The organism is Rhodococcus sp. A14, assembly GCF_011603105.1.
Classification (GTDB): Bacteria; Actinomycetota; Actinomycetes; order Mycobacteriales; family Mycobacteriaceae; genus Rhodococcus_F; species Rhodococcus_F opacus.
Window position 1 is genome coordinate 1 of record NZ_JAAOQS010000103.1, and the last position, 25,246, is coordinate 25,246.

General features: G+C 66.6%; 24 protein-coding genes, 1 tRNA gene and 3 pseudogenes. 10 read left to right on the forward strand and 18 right to left on the reverse strand.

The window, feature by feature from the left end:
- Nucleotides 1-43: 43 nt before the first annotated feature.
- On the reverse strand, nt 44-580 hold the full coding sequence (locus G9373_RS35765) for a 2,4'-dihydroxyacetophenone dioxygenase family protein (RefSeq protein WP_037203928.1): 537 nt from the start codon (nt 578-580) through the stop codon (nt 44-46).
- A 250-nt stretch (nt 581-830) separates the two neighbouring features.
- Here G9373_RS35765 and G9373_RS35770 point away from each other — a divergent pair, with 250 nt between their 5' ends.
- Entirely contained in the window at nt 831-1,871 is a 1,041-nt protein-coding gene (locus G9373_RS35770; RefSeq protein WP_005561026.1) for a LacI family DNA-binding transcriptional regulator, read from the forward strand.
- Between the two features lie 73 nt (nt 1,872-1,944).
- Here the strand turns inward: G9373_RS35770 and G9373_RS47010 are convergent.
- The 4 genes and pseudogenes from G9373_RS47010 to G9373_RS35785 all read right to left on the reverse strand — a co-directional run.
- Nucleotides 1,945-2,231: pseudogene (locus G9373_RS47010) on the reverse strand (gamma carbonic anhydrase family protein); the annotation flags it as partial.
- Between the two features lie 19 nt (nt 2,232-2,250).
- Nucleotides 2,251-2,696 (reverse strand): annotated as a pseudogene (locus G9373_RS35775) (pyruvate kinase); the annotation flags it as partial.
- Nucleotides 2,697-2,804: 108 nt separating this feature from the next.
- Nucleotides 2,805-2,878: transfer RNA gene (locus tag G9373_RS35780), tRNA-Gly, on the reverse strand.
- 96 nt (nt 2,879-2,974) lie between these two features.
- Nucleotides 2,975-3,799: an oxygenase MpaB family protein gene (locus G9373_RS35785; RefSeq protein WP_167119691.1), complete on the reverse strand. Its 825-nt coding sequence runs from the start codon at nt 3,797-3,799 to the stop codon at nt 2,975-2,977.
- Between the two features lie 86 nt (nt 3,800-3,885).
- Between G9373_RS35785 and G9373_RS35790 the strand changes: the two genes are divergently transcribed.
- From G9373_RS35790 to G9373_RS35805, 4 genes and pseudogenes are all read left to right on the forward strand, one after another.
- Nucleotides 3,886-4,554, forward strand: coding sequence for a TetR/AcrR family transcriptional regulator (locus G9373_RS35790; RefSeq protein ID WP_167119694.1), 669 nt, complete (start codon nt 3,886-3,888; stop codon nt 4,552-4,554).
- Nucleotides 4,555-4,563: 9 nt separating this feature from the next.
- Nucleotides 4,564-5,133, forward strand: a complete 570-nt coding sequence (gene dcd, locus G9373_RS35795; protein WP_005238072.1) for a dCTP deaminase — start codon at nt 4,564-4,566, stop codon at nt 5,131-5,133.
- Nucleotides 5,134-5,887: 754 nt separating this feature from the next.
- A pseudogene (locus tag G9373_RS35800) lies at nt 5,888-7,693 on the forward strand (zinc ribbon domain-containing protein).
- A gap of 194 nt (nt 7,694-7,887) precedes the next feature.
- Nucleotides 7,888-8,256, forward strand: a complete 369-nt coding sequence (locus tag G9373_RS35805; protein WP_037203925.1) for a hypothetical protein — start codon at nt 7,888-7,890, stop codon at nt 8,254-8,256.
- A 4-nt stretch (nt 8,257-8,260) separates the two neighbouring features.
- Here G9373_RS35805 and G9373_RS35810 read toward each other — a convergent pair whose 3' ends face one another.
- From G9373_RS35810 to G9373_RS35830, 5 genes are read right to left on the reverse strand one after another with little or no spacing between them, the layout of a single operon-like run.
- Nucleotides 8,261-8,866 carry a hypothetical protein gene (locus G9373_RS35810; RefSeq protein ID WP_133986242.1) on the reverse strand — a complete coding sequence of 202 codons (606 nt, stop codon included), beginning with the start codon at nt 8,864-8,866 and terminating at the stop codon, nt 8,261-8,263.
- A 49-nt stretch (nt 8,867-8,915) separates the two neighbouring features.
- The gene (locus G9373_RS35815; RefSeq protein WP_054245777.1) at nt 8,916-10,601 is read right to left on the reverse strand and encodes an ABC transporter family substrate-binding protein; all 1,686 of its coding nucleotides are present in this window, start codon (nt 10,599-10,601) and stop codon (nt 8,916-8,918) included.
- A 31-nt stretch (nt 10,602-10,632) separates the two neighbouring features.
- Complete coding sequence (locus G9373_RS35820) at nt 10,633-12,489, reverse strand: ABC transporter ATP-binding protein (protein WP_167119697.1); 1,857 nt, start codon at nt 12,487-12,489, stop codon at nt 10,633-10,635.
- Nucleotides 12,486-13,412, reverse strand: coding sequence for an ABC transporter permease (locus G9373_RS35825; RefSeq protein WP_144285537.1), 927 nt, complete (start codon nt 13,410-13,412; stop codon nt 12,486-12,488). Before G9373_RS35825 ends, G9373_RS35820 begins: the two co-directional genes overlap by 4 nt.
- A complete protein-coding gene (locus G9373_RS35830; RefSeq protein ID WP_167119700.1) occupies nt 13,409-14,386 on the reverse strand; it encodes an ABC transporter permease in 978 nt (325 codons plus the stop codon). Before G9373_RS35830 ends, G9373_RS35825 begins: the two co-directional genes overlap by 4 nt.
- Before the next feature lie 137 nt (nt 14,387-14,523).
- On the opposite strand from G9373_RS35830, the gene G9373_RS35835 reads away from it, so the two are divergent.
- A complete protein-coding gene (locus G9373_RS35835; RefSeq protein ID WP_120659568.1) occupies nt 14,524-15,297 on the forward strand; it encodes an alpha/beta hydrolase in 774 nt (257 codons plus the stop codon).
- 39 nt (nt 15,298-15,336) lie between these two features.
- Here G9373_RS35835 and G9373_RS47885 read toward each other — a convergent pair whose 3' ends face one another.
- Nucleotides 15,337-15,462 (reverse strand): hypothetical protein, encoded by a 126-nt coding sequence (locus G9373_RS47885; protein ID WP_005257351.1) that lies wholly within the window; start codon nt 15,460-15,462, stop codon nt 15,337-15,339.
- Nucleotides 15,463-15,600: 138 nt separating this feature from the next.
- Here G9373_RS47885 and G9373_RS35840 point away from each other — a divergent pair, with 138 nt between their 5' ends.
- Entirely contained in the window at nt 15,601-15,897 is a 297-nt protein-coding gene (locus G9373_RS35840; protein ID WP_064080613.1) for a SelT/SelW/SelH family protein, read from the forward strand.
- A gap of 2 nt (nt 15,898-15,899) precedes the next feature.
- Here G9373_RS35840 and G9373_RS35845 read toward each other — a convergent pair whose 3' ends face one another.
- Nucleotides 15,900-17,291, reverse strand: coding sequence for a wax ester/triacylglycerol synthase family O-acyltransferase (locus G9373_RS35845; protein WP_005257349.1), 1,392 nt, complete (start codon nt 17,289-17,291; stop codon nt 15,900-15,902).
- Between the two features lie 334 nt (nt 17,292-17,625).
- Between G9373_RS35845 and G9373_RS35850 the strand changes: the two genes are divergently transcribed.
- Both G9373_RS35850 and G9373_RS35855 read left to right on the forward strand, forming a co-directional pair.
- Complete coding sequence (locus tag G9373_RS35850; protein WP_043793453.1) at nt 17,626-18,297, forward strand: type 1 glutamine amidotransferase; 672 nt, start codon at nt 17,626-17,628, stop codon at nt 18,295-18,297.
- 96 nt (nt 18,298-18,393) lie between these two features.
- Nucleotides 18,394-18,798 carry a VOC family protein gene (locus G9373_RS35855; protein ID WP_007300651.1) on the forward strand — a complete coding sequence of 135 codons (405 nt, stop codon included), beginning with the start codon at nt 18,394-18,396 and terminating at the stop codon, nt 18,796-18,798.
- A 3-nt stretch (nt 18,799-18,801) separates the two neighbouring features.
- On the opposite strand, the gene G9373_RS35860 is transcribed toward G9373_RS35855, so the two are convergent.
- The 3 genes from G9373_RS35860 to G9373_RS35870 form a co-directional block, all read right to left on the reverse strand.
- Nucleotides 18,802-19,785, reverse strand: a complete 984-nt coding sequence (locus tag G9373_RS35860; protein ID WP_005573290.1) for a sigma-70 family RNA polymerase sigma factor — start codon at nt 19,783-19,785, stop codon at nt 18,802-18,804.
- A 61-nt stretch (nt 19,786-19,846) separates the two neighbouring features.
- Nucleotides 19,847-20,347 carry an SRPBCC family protein gene (locus tag G9373_RS35865; protein ID WP_064080614.1) on the reverse strand — a complete coding sequence of 167 codons (501 nt, stop codon included), beginning with the start codon at nt 20,345-20,347 and terminating at the stop codon, nt 19,847-19,849.
- A complete protein-coding gene (locus tag G9373_RS35870; RefSeq protein WP_206033150.1) occupies nt 20,344-20,661 on the reverse strand; it encodes a metalloregulator ArsR/SmtB family transcription factor in 318 nt (105 codons plus the stop codon). Before G9373_RS35870 ends, G9373_RS35865 begins: the two co-directional genes overlap by 4 nt.
- 192 nt (nt 20,662-20,853) lie before the next feature.
- On the opposite strand from G9373_RS35870, the gene G9373_RS35875 reads away from it, so the two are divergent.
- Nucleotides 20,854-22,266: an alkaline phosphatase PhoX gene (locus tag G9373_RS35875; RefSeq protein WP_167119703.1), complete on the forward strand. Its 1,413-nt coding sequence runs from the start codon at nt 20,854-20,856 to the stop codon at nt 22,264-22,266.
- A gap of 32 nt (nt 22,267-22,298) precedes the next feature.
- On the opposite strand, the gene G9373_RS35880 is transcribed toward G9373_RS35875, so the two are convergent.
- The 3 genes from G9373_RS35880 to G9373_RS35890 are packed head-to-tail and all read right to left on the reverse strand — an operon-like array spanning nt 22,299 to nt 25,209.
- On the reverse strand, nt 22,299-22,754 hold the full coding sequence (locus G9373_RS35880; protein ID WP_005238131.1) for a GtrA family protein: 456 nt from the start codon (nt 22,752-22,754) through the stop codon (nt 22,299-22,301).
- A gap of 5 nt (nt 22,755-22,759) precedes the next feature.
- Entirely contained in the window at nt 22,760-24,703 is a 1,944-nt protein-coding gene (locus G9373_RS35885; RefSeq protein WP_064080617.1) for an MDR family MFS transporter, read from the reverse strand.
- Complete coding sequence (locus tag G9373_RS35890; RefSeq protein ID WP_005264015.1) at nt 24,700-25,209, reverse strand: MarR family transcriptional regulator; 510 nt, start codon at nt 25,207-25,209, stop codon at nt 24,700-24,702. Before G9373_RS35890 ends, G9373_RS35885 begins: the two co-directional genes overlap by 4 nt.
- Nucleotides 25,210-25,246: the final 37 nt, after the last annotated feature.

Below are 25,246 nucleotides of genomic sequence, written 5' to 3' on the forward strand. Positions count from 1 at the left end.
ACTCGGTGTGGTTGCGCCATGTCAGGCGGTGTCCGCCGCAGTGTCAGCGGATGAAGCGGTCGACGTAGTCGGCGCCGAGACCGATCTTCTCGTAGTGCGCGCGGGCCTTGTCGATCTTGCTGAACACGTCCTCGATGCCGACGGTGTTGCCGTCGACGTCGACGTAGATGTACGCGCCGCTCACGTGGAACAGGGTCGCCATCTCGGTCACGTCCTCGGGCACCTCGAGGGTGTGGATGTCGCCGGGCGGCTCGAACGCGTAGGTGCCCTCTTCGGCCCACCAGTCGTACTCGAGGTAGTGCCAGCGGCCCCGCAGGGTGAACGCGTGCACCGCACCGGCGTGCCGGTGCCGGGACAGGATCCCCGAACGGCGCACCCGCAGAATGTTCACGAAATAGCCCTGGCTCGCCGACAACACCAGCGGCCGGAACTCGACATCCTGCGACTGCGGAACCCACAGCCGCTCGTCACAGTCCAGATCCAGCGCACCCGGAACGATCAGATCGTCACTCATCCCGTACGGCTTCGGACCCGTGTAAGGCACAGCCTCTTCGTTCTTCATCTCAACAGTGGAACTCACGATGCTCTCCTTTCGCTTAATCGCATAAGTGACCGTACATCGTTGTGTTTCAGCGCACAAGTGGTGACGCTTCAGTGCTTCAATAGTGCCCTTAACTGGCTAAATGGATAGAGTCTGGGTAGTCGACCGAGTGATTAAGGAGTCATTGGCGGAGTTTCATACAACTTAAACGAATCAGCGATGGCGTTTGTGCAGGACGCGGCGCGGTGCCGCCCCTGAAAGCATCACTTAACCGCGTAAGCTGGCGCGCATGACCGACAGTAAGTCCAACGGTGGCCGCACCCGGCGAGTGACGATGAGCGATGTCGCCCGCAAGGCGGGGGTATCTGCTGCCGCGGTCTCCTACGCACTCAGCGGGGCGCCCGGGGTCAGCGACGAGAGCCGCCAGCGGATCCTCGCCATCGCCGAGGAGATGGGGTTTCGACCCAGCAGGATCGCCCGGGAACTGCGCTCGGGCACCACGAAAGCAATCGGGCTACTTCTGGCGGACATCGCGAATCCCTTCTACACCGAGGTCGCCGGGGGAGTGGTCGCCGCCGCCGCCGAAGAAGGCTACGAGGTGTTCGTCTCCCACGTCGGCGTGGACGGTTCGCGGCAATCGGATGTCGCGTTCGCGCAAGTCGACCGAAATTGCAGCGGCCTGATCTTCACCTCGCTCGTCGCCGCCGACAAACCTCTCCTCGACAAGCTCCGCCACGAGAACATCCCCGTTGTGCAGCTCTACCGCAAGATCGAAGACGAACCCTCCGACTGGGTCGGCATCGACGACTACTCCGCCTCGTTCGAAATCGCGTCCCACGTGGTCGCCACCGGCCGGCGCAAGGTCGCCATCCTCGGCGGCCCCGACACCTCGAGCGTGTCGGTCAACCGCATGAACGGATACCGTGACGCCCTGGCCAAAGCGGGTCTGCGCGCGGTCAACGAACCCGACGTGTGGGGAGAGTTGACCCGACCGGCCGGCGCGTTGCGCGCCCGAGCACTCTTCGCCGAACACCCCGAGATAGACGCCATCGTCTGCGGTAACGACATGATCGCGCTCGGCGTTCTCGACGTCTCCCGGGAAATCGGCAAGCGCGTGCCGGAAGACCTGGCCCTGACCGGGTTCGACGACATGAGCTTCTCCAGCGCCGGCCCCCTCCAGTTGAGCACCGTGACCGTGCCGCGGGATCTGATGGGCCAACGCGCCGCACGCATGCTTCTCCAACGTCTCGCCGGCGACAAGGGACCCGCACGCAAAGAGATACTGCCGTACGGGATTCAGGTGCGAGACACCACCGCTCGACGCGGATAAGGTGCGTTCGGCCGAGGGGTACTCCTAGTTCCTATGTTGTCAGGGAACGCCGGACCTTTCCGGGGATGCCGGCGATCAGGGTGCTGGCCCCCACGCGGGCGCCGTTCATCACCGTCGCACCTATGCCGACGAGGAGGTCGTCGCCGATCGTGCAGGCGTGCAGGATCGCGTGTGTCCCATCGATACCCCTGTGTCGATAACAAGCGGGAAACCGGGATCTGCGCGGAGGACGCAGCCGTCTTGGATGTTCGTCCATTCGCCGATCTCGATCCTTTCCGCATCGCAGCGGACCACTGCGACGTACCAGACGCCCACTCCCGACCGGATTCGCACAGTGCCGACGACGATCCGTGGCGGCAGGTGGCTGGACCGATGTGAAGTCGTCTTCGCGGACGCGATGGATGTGGATGAGGTTGGTGGATCCGACGGTGGGCGAGGGCGAGCCGGCAACGATGACGACGAGGTCCACGCTCTGGTAGCGGACCAACCGGAGGAGTCGGTGTCGTTCTGGCGGATCATCTCGTCGGTCGACTGGACCGGGTCGACGAGGAAGGTTTCGGTACCCCAGATGAGCGCGGGTTCGTTGCTCATCCGGGGTACCGGGGCGAATTCCAGCAGCGGCAGCGGGGTGTGGATTCGTGTTCGACGGCGGTGAGGATCCGCGCCATCGTCGCGACGGTCTCGAGCGGGTATGCACCGACCGAGGTTTCACCGGAGAGCATCACCGCGTCGGCGCCGTCGAGGACCGCGTTGCCACTCCGATGCCCCGGCCGAGCTGGGCCGGGAATAAGTTTCGACTCAACTCAATTCATCGAGCAATTTGGTGATCGCCGCCTGCCAACCCCCGACAACCGCCAACCAACGGACGGATGGGTCGAGTGGGTGGGGCGGGCTGGACGACGCAGGGCGTGGATGCGGGGTGGATGGAATGGATGGAGCCGATGACGGGAATCGAACCCGCGTATTCAGCTTGGGAAGCTGATGTTCTGCCATTGAACTACATCGGCGCGCACGATATTGGGCGCCCGTAGGCAGGCCCAACACCCTGCGGCGGAAACATTATCAGATGGTGATCCGGACTACCCGGGCGCACATGCGGTGTGTCATACGAGGGGTTTGCCGGCCTTCATTCGGCGTCGCAGATCGAACATGAGCAGGTTGTAGGGGAACTCCCGGATGCGGACGGGGATGCGCCTGCTGACGGTGCCGATGGTGCGCAGGGTCCGGTCGAAGCGCTGCTGATCCTTGTCGGTCCATGTCAGGTGCATTTCGTCGCGGAACTGCTGGGGCAGGAAGCCGTTGGTGAAGAACATGTTGAGCCGGCCGAACAGGCGGGAGACGATGGCGGGCAGGAATTCGAGGCGTGCGATGGAGAGGACGTGTTCGCGGATGGTGTCGTCGATCGACACCTTGTCGAGGGCCTTGTTCCAGTACTCGTCGAACGCGATGCGGTCTTCGGGCCACATGTCCGGGGGTACCTGGAGGGTGGTGCCGAACGTGGCACCTTCCTTGTAGAAGAACTCGGCGGCGGCGGGGGAGAGGTCGCCGTGCAGGGCGCGGTTGACGTCCTCGAACCCCCGGTAGATGCAGGCGGCCACCCACAGCTGCAGTTCGGGATCGAATGCGTTGTATTGCACGGGACTGTCGGGGGTGGAGCGCACCTTGGCGTGGGCGCGGTTGACGCCCTTGCGGAAGGCCGCCTTCTCCTCGTCGGTGCCGCGGGCCGCCACCACGAGGTAGGTCAGCGTGGTGCGGGTCCGCTTGATCGGATGCCTGAACAGCTGGCCGCTCTCGACCTTGCTCTCGTACACGCCGTACCCGACCCTGGGATGGGCGAGTTGCATGATGATGTTCGCTGCGCCTGCCAGTAGTCCGGCGCCGTCCATGACCTGATCGAGACGGTCCGGTACTTCGAGTGACGTCGACATTCTTGTTCCCTCTCCCCACCGCGGATTCGCTATCTGAACACGACCGTACTCACATATATGTTCGCCGTCCAGAGTCCAGTGGAAAGATGGTGCGCATGGCTACCGCACCGGTGAACGCGAAGGTCGGACACTCGACGGGCGACGGCGGACGCGTCTATGGCGGCCAGGAGCGCGACCAGCGCACATCGGAACGACGTGGCCGGCTCATCGAGGCCGGACTCGACCTGCTGGGCAGCGCGGAGGGCGACCACGCCCTGACCGTGCGCGGAGTCTGCAAGCAGGCCGGACTCGCCACCCGCTACTTCTACGAGAGCTTCACCGACCGCGACGCGCTCACCGTCGCCGTCTACGACCACGTCGTGGATCGGATCGCCACCAGCACCCTGGATGCCGTGTCGAACGCCGGGCCCGGTGAACGCGACATCGTGCGCGCCGGGGTCCGCAACATCGTGCGGGAGGTCGCCGAGGATCCGCGTCAGGGCCGTCTGATGTTCTCGGTGGCGCAGTCGAGCGCGGTGCTGGCGCAGCGCCGCCTCGACAGTTCGCGGCTGTTCGCGGGCCTGGTCACGAAGCAGACGGTCGGGTACTACGAGGTGGCCGAGAGCCCGCGCCTCGACCTGGCCGCGCACTTCATGGTCGGTGGCCTGGCGCAGACCCTGACGGCGTGGTTGAACGGCACGGTGACCCTCCCCGAGGAGGAGCTCGTGGACACCTGCACCGAACTGCTGCTCTCGATGGCCATCCACACCCGTTAACCTTTACCTGTGCTCCTCTCCGATCGCGATCTCCGTGCCGAAATTTCCGCTGGACGTCTGGGCATCGACCCGTTCGATGATTCGATGGTCCAGCCCTCGAGCGTGGATGTGCGCCTCGACAGCCTGTTCCGGGTGTTCAACAACACCCGCTACACGCACATCGACCCAGCTCAGCGGCAGGACGAGCTGACGACGCTGGTCGAGCCGGCCGAGGGGGAGCCGTTCGTTCTGCACCCCGGTGAGTTCGTTCTCGGCTCCACGCTGGAGGTGTGTTCGCTGCCCGACGACCTTGCGGGACGCCTCGAGGGTAAGTCCTCGCTCGGCCGCCTCGGGCTGTTGACGCACTCCACGGCCGGGTTCATCGACCCCGGCTTCAACGGGCACATCACGCTGGAGCTCTCCAACGTCGCGAACCTGCCCATCACCCTGTGGCCCGGGATGAAGATCGGCCAGCTGTGCCTGCTGCGGCTGTCGAGCGCGGCGGAACACCCGTACGGCAGCTCCGCCGTCGGCTCCAAGTACCAGGGCCAGCGCGGCCCGACGCCGTCGAAGGCCTACCTCAACTTCGCGCAGAGCTGACCCCCGCGGCCCGACGAAAATATTGCAAACCGAGTGGTCCGCTACTCGTGTGTATTGCGGCGGGTGAGAGAAGACTGGGATTCGAAGCCGCCCTCTCCTGGGCGTTCGATCCCGGAGGCCGCCAACTGTTGTCGCAATATTGGTGGCGAGGTGTATTGGGTCTATACGGATCGCGGTTCGGGTCTCGAGGGACCGGCGGGCGGGGTGCGGCCGGATGCTCGACGACGCGACCAAGGGGTCGGTTTACGGTGTGGCCGGGGGTGTGGCGAGATCGGTTGGCCCGGTTCGCAGGTGGCGTGGACCGAGCGGTGCTTGTCGGGGGTCGGCGTTACAGTCGAGGTCTTGTGAGACAAGGCCGATGAATCGTTGGTGGAGGTTTGGTGGATGACGTCATGGTTGCTGGCATCGTTGTCCGGCCGGTTCGATCGGCTGCGGTCGAAACGGAATCAACTCTGGCTTCTCGACGATGCCGTCGCTATACCGAATTAGCGATGCTGACGGTCCGCGGCGTCGCTTTCCGTGCGATGAAAGATCGTGCCAGGGGGCCGTGGGCGGACGTTCTGTCCGACGCAGCGCTGGCGGTCTGGCGGGCGGCGGGAGTTGATCCCGGCGATCACAGCACCTGCCCGCTACACCCTCGCGGATGCGACGGCACCGGCCCACCATTCGGTTTTGGTTGCTGCGGCGGCGACCACTGTCGTCAACTGGACGTGACTCGGTTCGTTCGGCTGTGCCTGGATCCTGGTTGGCCGGCATGACCGGGCCGGGAACGACTGCGCCGCGGCAATTCGCCTTCACCACCCGCCCATACGGGGCAGTCGACGATGCGACCGGTGAGCCGATCGGCCTCGACGACGTCGATACCCGGGTGGGGTGGCTCCTCGACCTGATCACCGCGGCCGGCGCCGAGTTGGTGTCGCGGCTGTGGCTGCCGGCGACGTTCGATGTGCTTGCCGCCGGTCGTGACCGTCAGGACCGTAGGTTGCCCGTGCAAGGTCATGCCGCCGCGGCACGTCTCGGCTGGAACCCGATCTTTCCGGACGGGGTCTATGTGCCGTCGCGGGTGACCCGGGTGGTGACGGCGCAGGTGATGGCGACCCTGCGGACCTTGGCCTAGCGGGACGCCGCGATCACGGCACTGTCGGCCCGATTCGACCCGGCCACCGGGGTTGTGGCGCCGCCGGTCGGGTCGGCGGACGACGTGCCGTCGGGCTTCGCTCGGGGCGTGCAACGTCAGCTCGTCGCCCGCTCTCGCCGCGGCGGCGGGGCACCGGCCGGCCGGTTGCGGATCACCGAGGTGCAGGGTCCGCCGCAGACGAGCGCGATGGCACGGCTGTCGGCCGCCGATCGGCAGCTCGCGCAGCTTGCCGTCACCGGTGACGAGCTGGTGTTGACGGTGAAGTTGCCCACCTGCCCGACCCCGGCAGGGCGGGCGCAGTGGCGGCGGGTCCGGCTGACCGCCGCCGTCCCCGCGCACCTGCACGGCAGAGCTGTCTCCGACTGGCATCTGCCGACCCTGGTCCTCGATCGCCGGGGTCTGTTGTGGCGGTGCGCCGCTACCGAGCTCGTCCCTGAAGCCGATCTAATGGACGGCGCGGCGGCGGTGGGCGTCGATTGGTCCCCGTCCACTCTCGGTGCCGCCGCCATCGCAGCAGAGGGCCCGGACGGGTTATCCTCTGATTACCTGGGCTGGACCTACGACGACCGCGGCCTCGGGATCAAACTGGCACGCCTGCAAGCCGAGGGGCAGATGCTGCACCGCAAGGCGGCCCGGTTGACGCGGCTGGCCGCCACCGCCCCACCCGAGGTCCGCGCCCGGCTGGAGACGAAGATCGCCGTCCTGAACGACCACCGGACCGCGGTGGGCGTCAAGCGGGGAAAGATCAACCGGGAACTGGCGTTCCATTTCGCCCGCCAGGTCACCGACTACGCCGAGGCGGCGGGCGCGCAGGTGATCGCGGTGGAAGATCTCACCACCCTCGAGACCCGCGGACACGGACGAGTCAACAACAACCGGGCCGCGCAGTCCGCCCGCCGCCAAGCGGTCGCCGCCCTCGCGCACACCGCCACAGGTGTCGGCGTCACGGTGGTGTCGGTGCCGGCCCGAGGTTCCTCCGCACTGTGTCCGGGCTGCGACGAACCGCTTGCCCGCCCCGGCGGCTATCACGACGCGTGGTGTCCCCGCTGCCGGGTCGGTGGTAACCGCGACCATATGGCCGGGGTGAACCTGGCTAAACGCGCACTGCTCGGCAGAAACAAAGCCACCAGACGGCGTGGGCAATTGTCCGCGGTCCGGGTGGCCGAACATGCACCGGTACGCCGCTGCCGCGACAAGCACGGTCCCACCCCGAGCAGGCCACGGCACCGACGGGTCCGCCGCAGCCTACCCACCACAACACGGCGGTTGGGGGTGAATTCGAAACAGCATGTTCCTGCATCACAAGCGTCGGTGTGGGACACGGTCAAACCCATACCACCGCACGGTGATGCGGGTAGCCGTGACACACGTACATCTCTATCGCCCGCCACATCAGTGGCAGACAGTATGAAATCTACGTAGACGCTGCCATGAAAGACGTAGCCGGGTGGTCCTGCTCGAAGGGGACCGCCTCGAATTGGACGTGGGTGACGCCTCCTGACCCTGGCGGTGGGAGGTACCTGCGGGGATATAATTCTCTGACCTGGTATTCACACTCAGTGACGCGGTTCCGCCGTATCGGGGAGACGGATTGGCGCGCCCCGAAAGGAATTCCGATGTCTACTCGACACGTGGTGGGCCGGTTGGGTGCAGTGATCGCCGTGGCAGGCGCACTGTCGTTCGCAGTGCCCGCGGCCGCCTCGGCGGCGCCCTTCGTTCCCGGCTCGATGTCGACGTGCGCCCCCGGCGCGTGGCTGACGTTCAACGCGGAGCGGGTCGCGCCCGACCGGATCCGGTACACCACCGCTGCGCCGCTCGCGCAGTGGAACGGTGCCGTGGTGCAGTTCACCAACCTCACCACAGGATTCCGGGGTGTCGCGTTCGTCAACGACCCGGTACCCGCAGCCGTGGGATTCGGCCCCGTGCTGAGCGAGATCGCCGGACTGCTGCCGTGTTTCGTCAGCGCGGGCGTCACCATGTCCTGACCCCTCAGCTGGGGTCGGAGCCGCGGACGGCCGCCAACCACACCGCGACAGCCGCAGCCACACAGGTCGCGCCCGCGAACGCCGGAAGCCCACCGCCCGCGACGTACACCCACAGTGCCCCGACGAACGGTGCCGCCACTGCGAACTGGGCGTCGAGGACGATCCGGCGGACCGGTCGAGCGGCCGCCCGGGCGCGCACCGGGCCGTCCGGATCCGGCCGCGACGGGTTGTCGATCAACCGCCCGGCCGGCTCCGAACGACGCGCTTGCCCGGACGGGCGGAGTCGACGGCCTTCCCAGACCACGACGCGGCGACGCCCCGCGTCGTGCACCGTCGCCGCGGTCGGGGTCGGCATCGTGATCAGCGCGGGATCGAAGAACACCGGAATCCACAGTGAACCCGGTTCCTCACGAACCTCGATCCAGGACCTGCTGGTCAGCCGATGCTGCTGGCGTACCCGGTGCACCGTGGCGGGCCGACCCGGCTCCGACCCCGAACGGGTGGCAGCGAACCACGTGTAGCCGGTGACACCGAGCACCGTCGCCGCCACCACGACCAGTGCGCTGAGCTGATCGGCGTCGGCGACCACGGCGAACGCGCCGCACACCACCAGCGCGCACGCGCCGACGGCAACGGGGTAGCGGACGGCCGCGAACCCGCTAATTCAGGAAGCCGATCGTGGTGTAGTCGTAGGACGCGAGGCCGGCGGCGCCGAAGTTCGCCAGGTTGTCGCGCACCGCGACGTTGCCCGGCGCCTGCACCAGCGGCAGCGAGAATCCCTCTTCGAACACCGCGGTGTCCACTTCGTTGGCCAGTTCGATCGCCTTCTGGGGGTCGAGTTCCGAGATCGTCCGCTCGATCAGCGCGTTCAGTTCGGGCGAACCGATCCGGCCGTAATTTCCCTGCAGGTCGTCGGGGTTGTACGCGTAGATCTGCGGCAGGCCGCTGAGTGGGAACGGATCACCCACCCAGGAGAATTGGGCGATATCGAAGTCGCCGGGCTGGATGACATCGGTGAAGAACCCGGTGCCGCCACGGGTGTCGATGTTCAGCTTGACGCCGATCTGCGCGAGGTTCTGCTGAAGGATCTGCGCGATCTGAACCCAGGTGGTCGACTGGTACATCACGTCGCGAATCTCGAGCCTGCGCCCGTCCTTCTCCCGGAACTCGCCGTTGAGTGTCCAGCCGAGTTCGTCGAGCCGCCTCGCGGCCTCCTCGGGGTCGTAGGAGACGGCTGCGCTGTTGTCCTGGTAGCCTTCCTGGCCGTTGAGGTAGACGTGGTTGTTCAGCGGCTGGGGATCGTCGACCAGACCGTTCTGGATCGCGGTCGCGATGCCTTGCCGGTCGATGCCCTTGGACAGCGCCACCCGCAATTCCGGATCGGCGAGGATCGATCCCTCCGCTCCGTTGAACGTGATGTGCGAGAACTGGTTTCCCGGTGCCCGGCGGATCGCGATGCCTGCCGAACCCTGCGCGGTCTTCACCTCGTCGATGGTGCCCAGTCCGGACGCGTCGATCTCGTTGTTCTGCAGAGCGGGAATTCGCGCCGAGTCGTCGAGCACGCTGTAGGTGATGGTGTCGAGTTTCGGAGTGTTGCCCCACCACGCGGGGTTGCGGCCCAGCGTGATTCGGTTCTGCGCCCTGTCGATCGACGCGATCCGGAACGGTCCCGACGTCAGTGTGACCCCGTCGCGCAGACTCTCGTTGAACGTCTCGGGGGTCGCGGTGACCGACTTCGGGTACAGCATCGAATTGCCCGCGAACTGGCCCTTCCATTCGGCGTACGGCTCGGCGAATGTGATCACTGCCTGACGGTCGTCGACGCCGCGCTCGACCCTGTCCACCCGCTCGAACCCGGACGTGTTCGCGATCAGGAATTCCTTGTTCTTCCCGCTGAGCGCTGCGGCCTGAGACTGGATGTCCGCCCACGTGATCGGGGTGCCGTCGGACCACACGGCCTTCGGGTCGATCGTGTACGTGACCTGCTGGGGGTCGGTGCCGGTGAGCGCGACGTCGGTGAAGTAGTCGTGGTTCACCGACAGCGCTCCCGAGGCGTCGGTGCTGAAGGCGCGGGGCATCATCGGCTTCAGCATGGCGCCGATCTCGGTGTCGTTGCCGTCGTTGGACAGGGTGTTGAAATTCGGGGGGAAACCCGACAACGCCAACCGCAGGTTTCCGCCGTCGCGTAGCTCGCTGGGGTCGTGCGGATTGATGTCGTTGGTGGTGCCGATCGACCCGGACCCGGCCTCGACGCCGCCGGTGTCCGAACCCCCGCAGCCACCGAGAATCAGGCCGATGGCCAGGACCGATACCGCGAGGCGGGTGCGCGCCGAACGAATCCTCATGGATGTGCCCTTCCTCGAAGTTCGCTGAGCTTTAGTGTGCCAAATACGTCGGATCCGGAACGGGAATTGCCTCGAGGAGTGCCCGGGTGTACTCGTGCTGCGGATCCTCGAAAATCGTCTGCGCTGTCCCCGACTCGACGATCCTGCCCCGGTACATCACCGCGACGTCGTGCGCGATGTTGCGGACCACCGACAGGTCGTGGGAGACGAACAGGTACGACATGCCTCGCTGCTCCTGAAGGTCGCGCAGGAGGTTGAGCACCCCGGCCTGGATCGAGACGTCGAGCGACGACACCGGCTCGTCCAGGATCAGCAGTTCCGGATCGAGGGCGAGCGCCCGGGCGATGCTGATCCGCTGCTTCTGGCCGCCCGAGAAATCCGCCGGATAGCGATCGGCGTGCTCGCGGCGCAACCCGACGAGGTCGAGCAACTCAGGTACCCGGCGGCCGACCTCCTCGCGCCTGCGGCCGTCCAGCCGGAGCGGCTCGGCGAGAACGTCGAACACCGGCAGCCGGGGATCCAGGGACGCCGTCGGATCCTGGAAGACGACCGCCATCTTGTGCCGGATCGCGCGCTTCTCGTGTGGGCTCAGCGCCGCGACGTCGGCGCCCAGCACCGCGATCGAACCGGATTCCGGTTCGGCCAGGTCGAGAATCTGCGTCAACGTGGTCGATTTGCCCGAGCCGGATTCACCCACCAGCGCCAGCGTGCGGCCGGCGCTGATGTCGAAGCTGATGCCGTCGACCGCCCGGATCTCGCCCCGCTTGCGGCGGAACACCAGACCGCTGGTGATCGGATACGTCTTCACGAGATCGGCCACCTGCAGCACCACGCGCTGCTCGGGTGCCGTCTCCGCGGTGGCGGCGGGTGCCGGCTGGTCCCGCCGATACGCCGTGAACAGGTCGCGGGTGCGCGTCTCGTCGACGCGGATGCACGCCGCCTGATGACCGCGTCCGGTCGAGACGAGTTCCGGCTCGGCGAGTAGGCAGGCGTCGACCGCGAGCGGGCAGCGCGGCGCGAACGTGCAGCCGGGTGGCAGCGAATGCAGCGCGGGCGGGGCACCGGCGATCGAGACCAGGCGGCTCCGGATCGGAGCGTCCATCCGCGGCACGGACACGAGTAGGCCTGCGGTGTAGGGCATCCGGGGTTCGGCGAACAGTTCGCGCACCGACGCCGACTCCACCACCCGGCCCGCATACATCACCACCACGCGGTCGGCCAGCGTCGCGGCGATGCCCATGTCGTGGGTGATCATCACGACGCCGGCGCCGGTGAGGTCGCGGGCCTTGCGCAGCAGGTTCAGGATCTGCGCCTGCACGGTTACGTCGAGGGCGGTGGTCGGCTCGTCGCAGATGATCAGCGCGGGGTCGTTGGCGATGGCGATGGCGATCACGACGCGCTGGCGCATGCCGCCGGAGAACTCGTGGGGAAAGGCCTTGGCGCGCACCGCCGGATCGGGTATCCCGACCAGGTCGAGCAGGTCGACAGCCCGCTGCGCGGCATCTTTCTTGCCGGTCGCCCGGCCGTGGACGAGCAGCGCCTCGGCGATCTGGTCACCGACCCGGTACACCGGCGTCAACGCGGACAGCGGATCCTGGAACACCATGCTGACCGTCTTCCCGCGCAGCGCCGACAGCTCCTTGTCGCCCATGCCCAGCAACTCGCGGCCCTGCAACCGGATCGAGCCGGTGACGCGCGCGTGCTCGGGCAGCAGACCCATCACGGCGAGGGATGCCACCGACTTACCCGAACCCGACTCACCCACGATGGCCAGCACCTCGCCGTCGGAGACGCGGTAGCTGACACCACGCACCGCCTCGATCCGGCCCTCCTCGCTGGGAAAGCTGACCCGCAGGTCCTCGATCTCGAGCAGCGGTTGCCCGGTCACCGCTTCGCCTTCGTCTTCCTCTTGCGGGACCGGGCGCGCGTCGAGCTGGGGTCGACCGCGTCGCGCAGACCATCGCCCACCAGGTTCGCGGACAGCACGGTGATCACCAGCAGTCCGCCCGCGAACAGGAACAGCCACGGGTAGGTGAGCGCGGATTCGGTGCCGTCGGCAATCAGTGACCCGAGGGAGATGTCCGGCTTCTGGACGCCGAACCCGAGGAAACTGAGCCCGGTCTCGGCGAGGATCGCGGCACCGACGTTCAGGGTCGCGTCGATGATCAGAATCGACGCGATGTTCGGAACGATGTGGCTGGTGATGATCTTGTGGGTGGGGGCGCCCATGTACCGGGCCGCCTGGACGAATTCCCGCTCGCGCAGGCTGAGCGTCATTCCCCGGACCATCCGGGCGGTGATCATCCAGCCGAACACCGCCAGCAGCAGGATCAGCAGGGCGATCGAGCTCGAGGACTTCAGCCGCGGAGTGAACACGGCGATGATGATGAAACTGGGAACGACGAGCAGCAGATCGACCAGCCACATGATCACCCGATCGGGCCAGCCGCCGACGTACCCTGCCAGCGCACCGACGAGCGCCGCGATGGCGGTGGAGAAGATCGCGACGCAGATCCCGATGATCAGCGACTTCTGCAGCCCGCGCAACGTCTGGGCGAGAACGTCCTGGCCGATCTGGTTGGTGCCGAACGGATGTTCGGCGCTGGGCGGCTGCAGCAGCGCGGTGTAGTCGAGTTGCTGATAGTCGTAGGGGAGCAGGTGCGGTCCGACGAAACTGCCCACGAACAACAGCACCAGGACGCACACCCCGGCGATGGCGGGCTTGTTCCGGAGAAACCGCCGCCACAGCAGGGTCCGGCGACCGACGGCCGACACCGCCGCATCGGTGGACGCGATCTGGATCTCGGTCACCCGACACGCACCCTCGGGTCGAGCGCCGCGTACACCACGTCCGACAGCAGTCCCGACAACAGCACGATCAGCCCGGTGAACGATGTGATCGCCACGACGATGTTGGTGTCCTGGTTGTCGATGCCGATCACGATCCACTCGCCGATACCGTGCCAGCCGAAGATCGTCTCGGTGAACGTGGCGCCGACGACCAGCGCCCCGAATCCGTAGGCGAACAGCGTCGCCATCGGGATCAGCGCCGTCCGGAGACCGTGCTTGAGCAGTGCCGCCCGCCGGGTCAGTCCCTTCGCCCGCGCGGTCCGGATGAAGTCGCTGCCCAGAACGTCGAGCATCGCGTTGCGCTGGTACCGGCTGTAGCCGGCGATGCTGCCCAGCGCCAGCGCGATAGTCGGCAGCACCAGATGCTGCACCCGGTCGACGAACTGCGGCCAGAACCCGATGATCGTGCTGGCCGAGGATTCGCCAGTGTACAAGAAGATCTGGCTTCCGGTGGCCGAGTTGATCTGGAGAGCACCATATTTCAGCAGTGTCGCGACGAGGAACACGGGCGCACTGAGAATCAGCAGCGACAGGACGGTGCTGAAATAGTCGCTGAACTTGTACTGCCGGATCGCACCCGCGGCGCCGATCAGCACACCCAGCACCGCTCCGATCACGGAACCGAGGATCAGCAATCGCATGCTCACCAGGATCCGGCGACCCAACTCGTCCGACACCGGCTGACCCGTGATGGTGGTGCCGAAGTCGCCGTGGACCACGCCGCCCAGCCAGTTCGCGTACCGCACCGGGATCGGGTCGTCCAGATGCAGTTCGGCGGCCTTCGCGTCGATCACCGATTGGGGTGGCCGGGGGTTGCGCTGCTCCAGGCTGTCGAGCGGCCGGAACGTGAGCGAGGCGAGACTGAACGTCAGGAACGACGCCAGCAGCAACAGCACCACGTAGTTGAGCGCTCGTCGTAGCAGGAAGCCGGCCATCGGTCCCCCTCGCAACTAGGGCTCAGGGTACGAATTATAGGAGCGTGCCGCCGGGCGTCAGCTCGACTCGGCGAAACCGATACCGCGCCCGAATTCCCCGCCACGCACGTCGCGTCTCCGCTTGTTAGCGTGGCGGGGTGACACCTCGTGCCCAGCCCGTCGAACCGCTGACGCGGTGCACGGCACATGGCACGGCGTTCGACGAGCACGCGGTGACCGTCCCACGCTCCGGCGATCGTGCGCTGGTCGCGGTGCCGCGCGGGGTGACGCCGTCCGCGGTCGCGTGCTACCTGCACGGGCGTACGGGTGACGAGAGGTCGATCGACGACCGCGCCGGCCTGCGGGACGGCCTGCTGGACGCCGGCTACCTGGTCGCCAGTCCCTACCTGCACGGCGACCAGTGGGGAAACCGCCTGGCGCAGGACGCCGTGGTCGCACTGGACGAGTGGGTGTCCCGCCGGTGGCCGGTGACAGTTCGGTTCCTCATCGGCGAATCGATGGGCGCCAACGCCGCTGCCAACGCCGTACGCCTGCGGGAGGTCGCGTGGGACGGAGCCGTGTTCATCGCTCCGTCGCTGTCGCTGCGCGCAGTGTGGGAACGGGGCGAACACGGACGCGACACCGTGCGGGACGCCTTCCGCGTGTCCGCGGACGGGCACGACCTCGAACCGAAGACCGAGCACTGGGACGCCGTCCGGCACGAGCCGGGAGACTATGTCGGAGTGCCGATTCGGGTGTACGCGTCGCGGGAGGACGAGGTGGCGAACATTGCCGGCGTCACGGGGCCGTGGGTCGAGATGCTCCGCCGCGGCTCGGACGCCGTCGAGTTCGTCGAGGTGAGCGGACCGCACGTCTCGGAAGACCACTTCCGCACCGCGGAGGTCGTGCAGTTCTTCGAGACGATCCGGTGAACACGGGGAGGCCTTCTCGGCGAAGACCTCCCCATGTGTTCAGGCCTCGGTCCGGTGCGTGGTGTCCAGGCGGAAGATGTTGGTGAAGAAGTCCTTGACGGCCTGGATCTTCTCGTTGGTCAGCTCGATGGCGTGGCGACGCGATTCTTCGAGCGCGGTCGACATGGCGGCTTCCTTTCGTCGAGGGGGCACAGCATGGCGATCGACAGTCTGCCTCACGATGCTGACGTCCGCATGACGAACAGGTGTCCTCCGTGCAACTCGAACAGCAAGCGGGGGAGCGCCTTCGGCTAACCTGGCACGATGATGACGAGCAGCGCAGACGGCCGGGTCGCGATCACCTACTGCACCCAGTGCCAGTGGCTGTTGCGTGCGGCGTGGATGGCGCAGGAATTACTCGGCACGTTCGGGCAGGACCTCGGCGAGGTCGCGCTCGTCCCCGGCACCGGCGGGATCTTCCGCATCACCGTCGACGACGAACTGATCTGGGACCGCAAGGAACAGGGCGGCTTCCCCGACATCACCGTGCTCAAGCAATTGGTCCGGGACCGGGTGGCGCCCGACCGCCACCTCGGGCACAGCGACCGTAAGAGTCCCTAGGATCAGATTCCGACCGCGCGCTCGAGGGCGCGCAGTTCGTGCCCGAGCCGGGCGGGGATCGACTTCAGGTCGGGCACCGCGCTGCGGCAGCCGGTGACCCCGAACGAGATGATGTCGTCGTTGCTGGTGCAGGTGATGTTCAGGCCCTGGCCGTCGACGGGCACCGACAGCGGGTAGATCGCGTCGAGCCGCGCCCCGTTCCAGTACAGCGGCGAGCTGGGACCCGGAACGTTGGAGATGATGAGGTTGAACGGCGGGCGCACCCGCGAGTTGTGCCCGAACAGCATGCTCGCGCCGATCGGTGCCGCGCCGAGAGCGCTCATCGCGAGGATCTGCGTCGCACTCATCGTCTCGTACGCCTCCTTGCCCTCGCGCATCGACGTCCGGATGGTGTCGAGGCGATCCGCCGGGTCGGGGAGGTGGGTGCCGAGGTTGCACATGAGTACCCCGATATTGTTGCCGTTCGACGCCTCGCGCTGACTCTTCAGCGACACCGGCACCATCGCGATCAGCGGCTCGGCGGGCAGGGCGTTCTGATCCTCGAGGTAGCTGCGGAGCGCCCCGGAGGACATCGCGAGCACGACGTCGTTGATGGTGGTGTCGGACAGCTTGGCGACGAGCCGGAGACGTTCGAGCGGCCACGACTGCGCCGCGAACTGGCGGGCACCGGTGATCGGCACGTTGAACGGGGTCTTCGGTGCGGACAGGGCGAGTGGGCCGCCCTGGTCGCGGAAGGCGCGGGACACGGTGCCGGCGAGCGCGGGCACGAGCCCGGCGACCTCACCGACGGTGTCGCGGGCGGTGCGGAACGTGGAACCGGCCAGACCCGACAGGCTGAAGCCCTTCGACGGCGTCCGCTGCGGCCGCGGGCCCCGCGGCTGCCACGGTGCCGGCACGTCCCGATCTTCCGAGTTCTCGCTGAGCGCGTTGCGCAGCATCTTCATCGCGGTGACGCCGTCGGCGACCGCGTGGTGGATCTTGGTGTAGACGGCGAACCGTCCGTCGCTCAGTCCCTCGATCAGGTGCATCTCCCACAGCGGGCGGCTGCGGTCGAGCAGCGATCCGTGCAGCCGCGAGCAGAGTGCCATCAGCTCGGCCTCGCCCCCGGGGGCGGGCAGCGCGTCGTGCCGGATGTGGTGACCGAGGTCGATGTCGTCGACGGTCTCCCAACTCCACTGACCGAGCGTCGAGAAGGACCGGTGGGCTCGCTTGGCGAGCCGGGGGGTGACGATTCCGTCGCCGTCGGCGAGCGCGCGGTCGAGCATCGCGCGCATGTCGTACGTGTCGGCGCCTTCCGGGAGCTGGAAGATCTCTACGCCGCCGACATGCATCGGGTGCTCACGGGACTCGCCGAGAAGGAACATCGAGTCGAGAGGGGACATGGGGAGCGGCATCTAGGGCCCTTTCCATCCCGTAGACGACTTCCCGGATCGCGGGAGGGCTCGTCTGTGGTCTGAGGTAACGGGAGATGGTGACGTTCCGTTTGTCAGGGACCACCACCGGATAACTAATTGATATGGGACGGGTCACGAAAGCGTGACGTCGTATTTCTACAGGTTTCGCGTGAGCCATGCCACTAGACAAGCGTCCAGTTTGGATGGTGTCATTCGGGTGGAGTACACCGAAGGTGAACTCCGTGTGAACATCCGAATTTTGTGCACTCAGTGCGGAATTCGCGAATTCGGGCCTGCATAGGGTCGAAAGTCCCTACTCGGTAAGAATTGTGGCATGAACAAGCCATGGGCGGTTGTAAAGCACGTGCCGTTCGAGGGACCGGCGCTCGTCGGTACTTTGCTGGCGGAGCGGGGAATTCGGTACACCGAGTACCCCATGTACCGGGCGTCGGAACTCCCGGCCGTTCACGACATCGGCGGCCTCGTGGTGATGGGCGGTCCGATGGGCGCACTCGATGACGTTACCCACCCGCAACTTCCACGAGAGCGAAACTTCATCAAAGAAATTGTGGACGCCGGACTTCCGATGCTGGGAATCTGCCTCGGCGCGCAGCTTCTCGCCGCCTCGTTCGGCAGCGCGATCCGCCGGGGGCCGACCCCGGAGAACGGCGCCGGGACGGTCACCGTGTCCGTGGACGGGACGCGCGATCCCGTGTTCGGTTCGGCCGGCGCCGAGGTGCCCGTCGTCCACTGGCACGGCGACACCTTCGACCTCCCCGACGGCGCGATCGGGCTGGCGAGCAGTCACCTCTACGAGAATCAGGCGTTCGCGATCGGCCGCCGGGCGTACGGGTTGCAGTTCCACGTCGAACTGACCCGCGCGCAGCTGCCGGTGATGCAGGCCCACATGCCGCCGGACACCGCGCCGTCGGGGGCCCACATGGCCGACGTGGAAGCGGCCGGGCGGATCATCATCGGCTCGTTCCTCGACCTCGCCGAGAGCTGAGGGGATCGGGCGAGCGGTCGCCGATGAGTTTTGCGCACCGCTGCGGTCTGTATCGATGACCTTCCGCAGTGGGCGGAACCCGAGAAGGAGAATCACATGTCCCGGATGCTCTTCGTGAACCTGCCGATCAAGAACCTCGACGCGACCAAGACGTTCTTCGCCGGACTCGGCTTCGAGTTCAACACTACGTTCAGCGACGACTCCTGCACCGCCATGGTGATCAACGAGTACACGTCCGTGATGCTCCTCGTCGAGTCCCGGTTCAAGGACTTCATCGAGGGCGGCATCTGCGACACCTCGAAGTCCGTCGAGGCCCTCATGTGTATCTCGGCCGACAGTCGCGAGGAGGTCGACAGCCTCGTCGACAAAGCCCTCGCCTCCGGCGGGACGTCGTGGGGCAAGCTCCAGGACGAAGGCTTCATGTACGGACGCGCGTTCCGCGACCTGGACGGTCACGTCTGGGAGGTCATGTGGATGGATCCGGCCGCCGTGCCGGCGTAGGGGTCAGGCGGGCGGGGTCTCCGGTAGTCCGAACTTCTCGAACAGATCGACGTCGAAGAAGCAGACGACATGGGAGACCCCGTCAGCCGTGACGTCCAGGACGTGGAGCTGGAACGGACGGTGGACGCCGTCCTCCCCGCGCATGTACAGGCCGAGGGCCGGTTGTCCGTTGGCCGCCGTGGGCACCAGGCGCATGTCGCCCGCAGCCTTGGCTGGACAGTTTCCGCTGATCAGGGTGCCGATCGAGGCGCCCCCGCGATACCAGCCGTCGAACGGTGGCATCTCCCAGACGGCGTCCTTGGTGAACAGTTCGACGATCGCGTCGATATCGTAGTTCTCGAACGCGGCGACGTAGCGGTCGAGGAGGTCGCGTTCCTCGGGTGATTCCGGTTCCACGAGAGTGTCGGCCGTCGGCATGGCCAGTTCGAGTTGCGCACGTGCACGCTGCAGCAGGCTGTTGACCGCCGTCGTGGTGGTACCGACAGCCGCCGCGACCTCCGACGCCTTCCACTGCAACACGTCGCGGAGGACGAGAACCGCACGCTGACGTGCAGGAAGATGCTGAAGGGCGGCGATGAACGCCAGCCGCACCGACTCGCGCGACGTCACGACGGTGGCGGGATCGTTCGCATCGTCGTCGATGAGGCGGTCGGGGAGCGGTCCGAGCCACGGCACCTCGTGTCGTTCGACGAGGTCGGCGGTCGGGTCGGAGTCGGGAGCGCCCAGCCCACTCGGCAGCGGACGCTTGGATTTGCTCTGCAGGGCCGTCAGGCATGTGTTGGTGGCGATCTTGTACAGCCACGTCCGCAGCGACGCCTGCTGCTGGTAGCCGTCGTACCCCCGCCAGGCCCGGATGAAGGTCTCCTGCATCTGGTCTTCGGCGTCGTGAAGTGAGCCCATCATGCGATAACAATGGGCGAGCAACTCGCGCCGGTAAGGGTCGGCGAGTGCGAGGAAATCCCCGTCGAGCGACTGCGCAGCCGTCATGGTTGGAGCTTACTGCGGCCGTCCGACAGATGTCGGGCCCTCGCGCCCGCCGACCCGGCGGTCAGCCCCAGTTCACCATCGGCTGCCCCGTCTCGAGCAGGGTCTTCATTCCGCTCAGCACCTCGTTCCAGCCGCCGCCCGCGCCCTCGGATTCCCGCTTGCCCGCGACCATCTCGGCCAGGCCGGGTGCGTTGGTGAGGTCGTGTGTGACAGTCAGTTTCGCGACTCCGGGCCGGCTCGACGGCACGATCTCGTAGGTGAGCGTGGTGAATCCCTCCACGTTGTCGGCGTCCATCAGCATCCGCCACGTCTGCACCAGCTTCTTCGGCGGATCGGACTCGATCACCTCGCCGTCGACGATCACGTCGGGCACGCCCGGGTATTCCTTCATCGCGTCGTCCGCGCGCGATTGGAACGCACCGCCCGCGCGGAGGTCGTAGTCGACGAGGCCGCCGTAGCCGTACTGCTGGGACCACTCGGGTTTGGTGATGGCGTCCCAGATGGCCTCCGGTGTCGCCTTGATGTAGACCGCGTAGATCTGGAATGCGTCGGCGGTAGTCATTTCTCTTCCTCCAGTTCGGTTTTCAGCTGAGCGAGCGCACTCGTGTGACGCTCGGTGTATTTGTCGATCCACCGGTTGTGGATCAGCTGTATCGGCACAGGATTGAGATAGTGAAGTTTTTCCCGGCCGGCGCGGCGCGTGACGACGAGTCCCGCGTCTTCGAGTACACGCAGATGCTTCATGACCCCGAAGCGCGTCATCTCGACCTGCGACTCCAGTTCGGTGAGCGTCTGACCATCCTGGGCGAACAATCGGTCGAGTATCAGGCGGCGGGTGGAATCGGCCAGCGCCTTGAAGACGTGATCGTCGTCCATGAATCGAGAATAGGTGACCATTTGGTCACATGTCAACGCCCGTGAGTACTTATTAACCGCGGGGGGTTAACAAGTACTCACAGGGGAAGTTCTCGCCCGGTTCACGCGCCCGCCACGGTGCGTCCACGAACCAGGGCAGTCCGGTCCCTACCGTCCGAGGGTCCCGGTTCGTCACCATGGAGGTTTCAGACAGTGTCCACTGCACCACTCAACCGCCGCGGGTTCCTCGGTCGCACCGCGCTCACCGGCCTCGGTGTGGCACTCGCCGGAAGCGTCGACGCCCTCGTCCGGCCGGCGTTCGCGTCCGCGGCGCCGGGACAGGCGATCGGCTACGGACCGCTCGTACCCGACCCGAACCGCATTCTCTCGCTCCCGGTGGGTTTTTCGTACACCGTCGTCTCCCGTTCGGGTGAGACCCAGTTGGACGGTGGCGTACCGGTTCCGAGCGATCCCGACGCCATCGGGGTGTTCGCGCGACCCGGCGGTTCCACACTCGTCACCAATCACGAGATCGGCAGCGACGAACCGTTCGGCGTACCCGCCCTCGACGGATTGACGTACGACACGGGCGCGCGCGGCGGCACGACCACGACCGCGGTCGGCGCCGACGGCGCACGGCAGGGCCAGTACGTCAGCGTCGCGGGCACCGTGAACAACTGCGCGGGCGGCATCACCCCGTGGGGAACGTGGTTGACCTGCGAGGAGACGGAGGCGCGGGCGGGGGAGGACGGGTTCCTGCTCGACCACGGTTACGTCTTCGAGGTGGACCCGGCGAGCCAGGAGGCGAACAAGGGGAAAAGTCCTGTGCCGCTGAAGTTCCTGGGCCGGTACGCGCACGAGGCCGTGGCGGTGGATCCGGCGTCGAGCACCATCTACCTCACCGAGGATGCGTCCGGGCCGAACGGCCTGTACTACCGGTGGACGCCGCCGCAGGGTTTCCGGGGCGGGCCGAATGCGCTGCGTGAACTCGCGCAGTCTCCGGGCGGCGACACCGCGGGCGCCCTCCAGGCGATGGCGTGCTTCCAGGGCGGAACGCACGTCCCCGACCTGTCGCAGGCCACCGAGCCGGGCACCGTGTACGCCGTGCAGTGGGTAGGTGTGCCGGACCGCGACGCGACGAGCACGTCGGTGCGCGAGCAGTTCGGGAACGACGTCGTGACCCGGAGCCGCAAGCTGGAGGGACAGTGGTGGGGCGACGGCGGCGCCTACTTCGTCGCGAGCTACGCGCGGACCAGCGACGGCAGCGTCGCCGAGCACGACGGCCAGGTGTGGTTCTACGACCCGGCGAAGCAGACCGTCACGCTGAAGACCCTGTTCGGTGTCAATCCCGATCCCTCTGTCGATACCGGAAACTACGACGGGCCCGACAACATCACCGTCTCGCCGTACGGCGGCGTGATCCTCGCCGAGGACGGCGAGGGAATCAGCCACCTCGTGGGCGTCACGGCGGAGGGCGAGCCGTTCGCGATGGCTCGGAACGAGTTGAACGACAGCGAGTTCTGCGGTCCGGCATTCAGTGCGGACGGGAAGATCCTGTTCGTGAACATCCAGTCGCCGGGGCTGACGCTGGCCATCACGGGTCCGTGGCACCGTCCCCTGCCGTGAGTACTTGTTAACCACGGGCGGTTAATAAGTACTCACGGGCCGGAGGCATAAACCCACCCGCGGAGTGCGAGAAACCGCAGCCCGCCGACGACGGCGCTGACGGCGATGACGAGCGCGACCTGCGCCGGACCGTCGGCGCCGGGGAAGAGCATGTGCAGGAGGGCGAGCGCGAGTGAGCTGACGGCCAGGCCGATCAGCGCGAGGGTTCCGCCCTCCCACTGTGCGACGAACCAGCGGACGCGGTCCACGGCACGGAAGGTGAGCCGCCGGTGGAGTTCGTTGGCCAGCATCGAGCTGGTCACCACGCCGACGAGGTTGGCGACGAACGACCCGTACATGTCGAGGGTGAAGAACGCGAGAGCGTAGAGCACGTTGCTCGACGTGCCCACCAGCGTGAACCGGGTCAATTGAGCGAACACGCCGCCGGCCCGCCCACGTAGAGGGGGATACGTGGGCGGGCCGACGGCGTCGTGGAACTGAACGATCATCTCATTCAGCGGATGAGGGCACCGTTGCCGGTGTCCGTCACGTGGCCGCCGCCGAGGACGCCGGCCACTTGCTCTTCGCTCAGTCCCAGCTCGCGCAGGCGATCCCAGACCGCGTCGAATTCGACGAGCTTGGCGTTGAGATCGTTGCGCAGGCGGTTGACCTCGTCGCGGATCTTCTCCGCTTCGTCGATCGCTTCCAGCGTCCGCTCCGGCTGGGGCAGCAGCATGGACAGGAGACGGTCCCGGGCGTCGGCGCTCAACCCCGCGAAGGGCTGCCGCTGATCGGCGGGGGCCTCGTGCCTGCCGCCGCGGACGTCGGACGACTGGATCGGTGCCGTGTCGGGCTCGAGTGCGTACTCCGGAACGGGGGCGTACTCGGGTTCCTGGACGGGCTCCTGCTCGCTCGACAGGTCGATGGTGCGACGCAGCGGGCGGTTGGGCAGCAGGATGACGGCGATCAGGGTGATGACGGCGACGGCGGCGGCGATGAGGAAGATCCGGCCGGTCGCGTCTCCGTATGCGGCGCGGATGACACCCTGCACGGGAGCGGGCATGGACGTCAGGTCCAGGCTTCCACCGCCGCTGCTCGACCCGGTGGGGATGCCGAGCTTCGCGAAACCGTCGGCCGACAGGTCGGCGACGCGGGTGGCCAGCACCGAACCGAGAACCGAGACGCCGATCGCGCCACCGAAGGTCCGGAAGAAGGCGACCGAGCTGGATGCCGCACCGATGTTCTGGACGCTGACGGTGTTCTGCACCGCGAGGACCAGGTTCTGCATCAGCATGCCCATGCCGAGACCGATGATCGCGATGTACGCGCCGACCAGGGTCAGGCTGGTCTCGTGATCGATGGTGCCGAGCAATCCGAAGCCGACGATCATCAGGACTGCGCCGCCGACGACGAACGGCTTCCACTTACCGAAGCGAGTGATGAGCTGTCCGGATCCGACCGTGCCGAGGAGCATGCCGGCGACCATCGGGATGGTGAGCACTCCGGCCATGGTCGGGGTGTAGCCACGCGAGGTCTGGAAGTACTGGCCGAGGAACGTGGTGGAACCGAACATTCCGACACCGACGGCGACGGACGCGATGATGGCGAGTCCGGTGGTCTTCTCCGTGACGATCTTGAGCGGGATGATCGGTGACTTGGCCTTGGCTTCGACGAGGATCGTCGCGGCCAGCAGGAGTACACCCGATCCGACGTACATGACCGTCTCACGGGAGAACCACTCGTAGTAGCCCGCCTTGCCGGCGAACGAGACCCAGATCAGCAGGATGGACACACCGGCGGTCAGCAGGAGGGCGCCGAGCCAGTCGATGGAGACGTCGTCCTTCTTCTCGGTCGCGAGGTGCAGCGTGCGCTGCAGCAGGAACAGTGCGATGACGGCGAGCGGCACGCACACGAAGAAGCACCAGCGCCAGCCGAGGGGGCTGTCGACGATGACGCCGCCGAGGATCGGACCACCCGACATCGACACGGCCATGACGGCACCCATGTAACCGGAGTAGCGGCCGCGCTCACGGGGAGCGACGATGGTGCCGATGATGGCGACGACGAGGGCCGTCAGGCCACCCATGCCGACGCCCTGGATGACGCGCGCGGCCAGCAGGATCGGCACGTTGTGCGCGAAGCCCGCGATCACCGAACCGATGACGAAGATGACGATCGCGCTCTGGACGAGAACCTTCTTGTTGAACAGGTCGGCGAGCTTGCCCCAGATGGGTGTCGAGGCGGCATTGGCGAGCAACGCGCTGGTGATGACCCAGGCGTACGCGGTCTGCGTGCCCTTCAGGTCACCGATGATCGTCGGGAGGGCGGTGGCGACGATCGTGCTGCTCAGCAGCGCGGTGAACAGCGCCGCGAGCAGGCCCGTGAGGGCTTCGAGGATTTGGCGGTGCGTCATGGCCGTCGTTTCTTCAACCGGCGGCCGAGTCTGTGTTTCGGTCATACGCTTTGTGTTCCAATCGGGTTCGAGCTCGTGACGGTCCGGTGTTCTGGATCGAAGAGTGTTTCCTTCAGGTGCCGGATGGACTCGAGGGCAATCGCTGCCTCGGTCTCGTTCCATCCGGTCATCAACTTCTGCATTCGTGCGGCTCGCTGTGTTCTCACGTGCTTGACGTACGCCATTCCCTCCGGCGACACGCGTATTCGGAATGCACGTCCGTCGGCGGGATCCGAGTGCCGGGTGACGTAGCCGACGTCCACCAGATCGGTGATCTGGCGACTGAGTGAGGACTGGCTGACACACAGCTCGGTGGCGAGTTCGTTCTGCCGGCATTCCCCCCGAGCCGCGAGAACGAGGAGGACCCCCGTCAACGCGCGCGGGATGTGACCGTCGCCTTCCGACACCAGGGCGTCGCGAAGCACGCGGCCGAAGAGGAAGACCTCGTCGATGAGCGCTTCGGTGGTGCCGAGAGATACGGACGACACGGTAGGCACTGACGAGACGGACATGGCAACCCCTGAAGGACGACTTACTTGATGCAAGCAA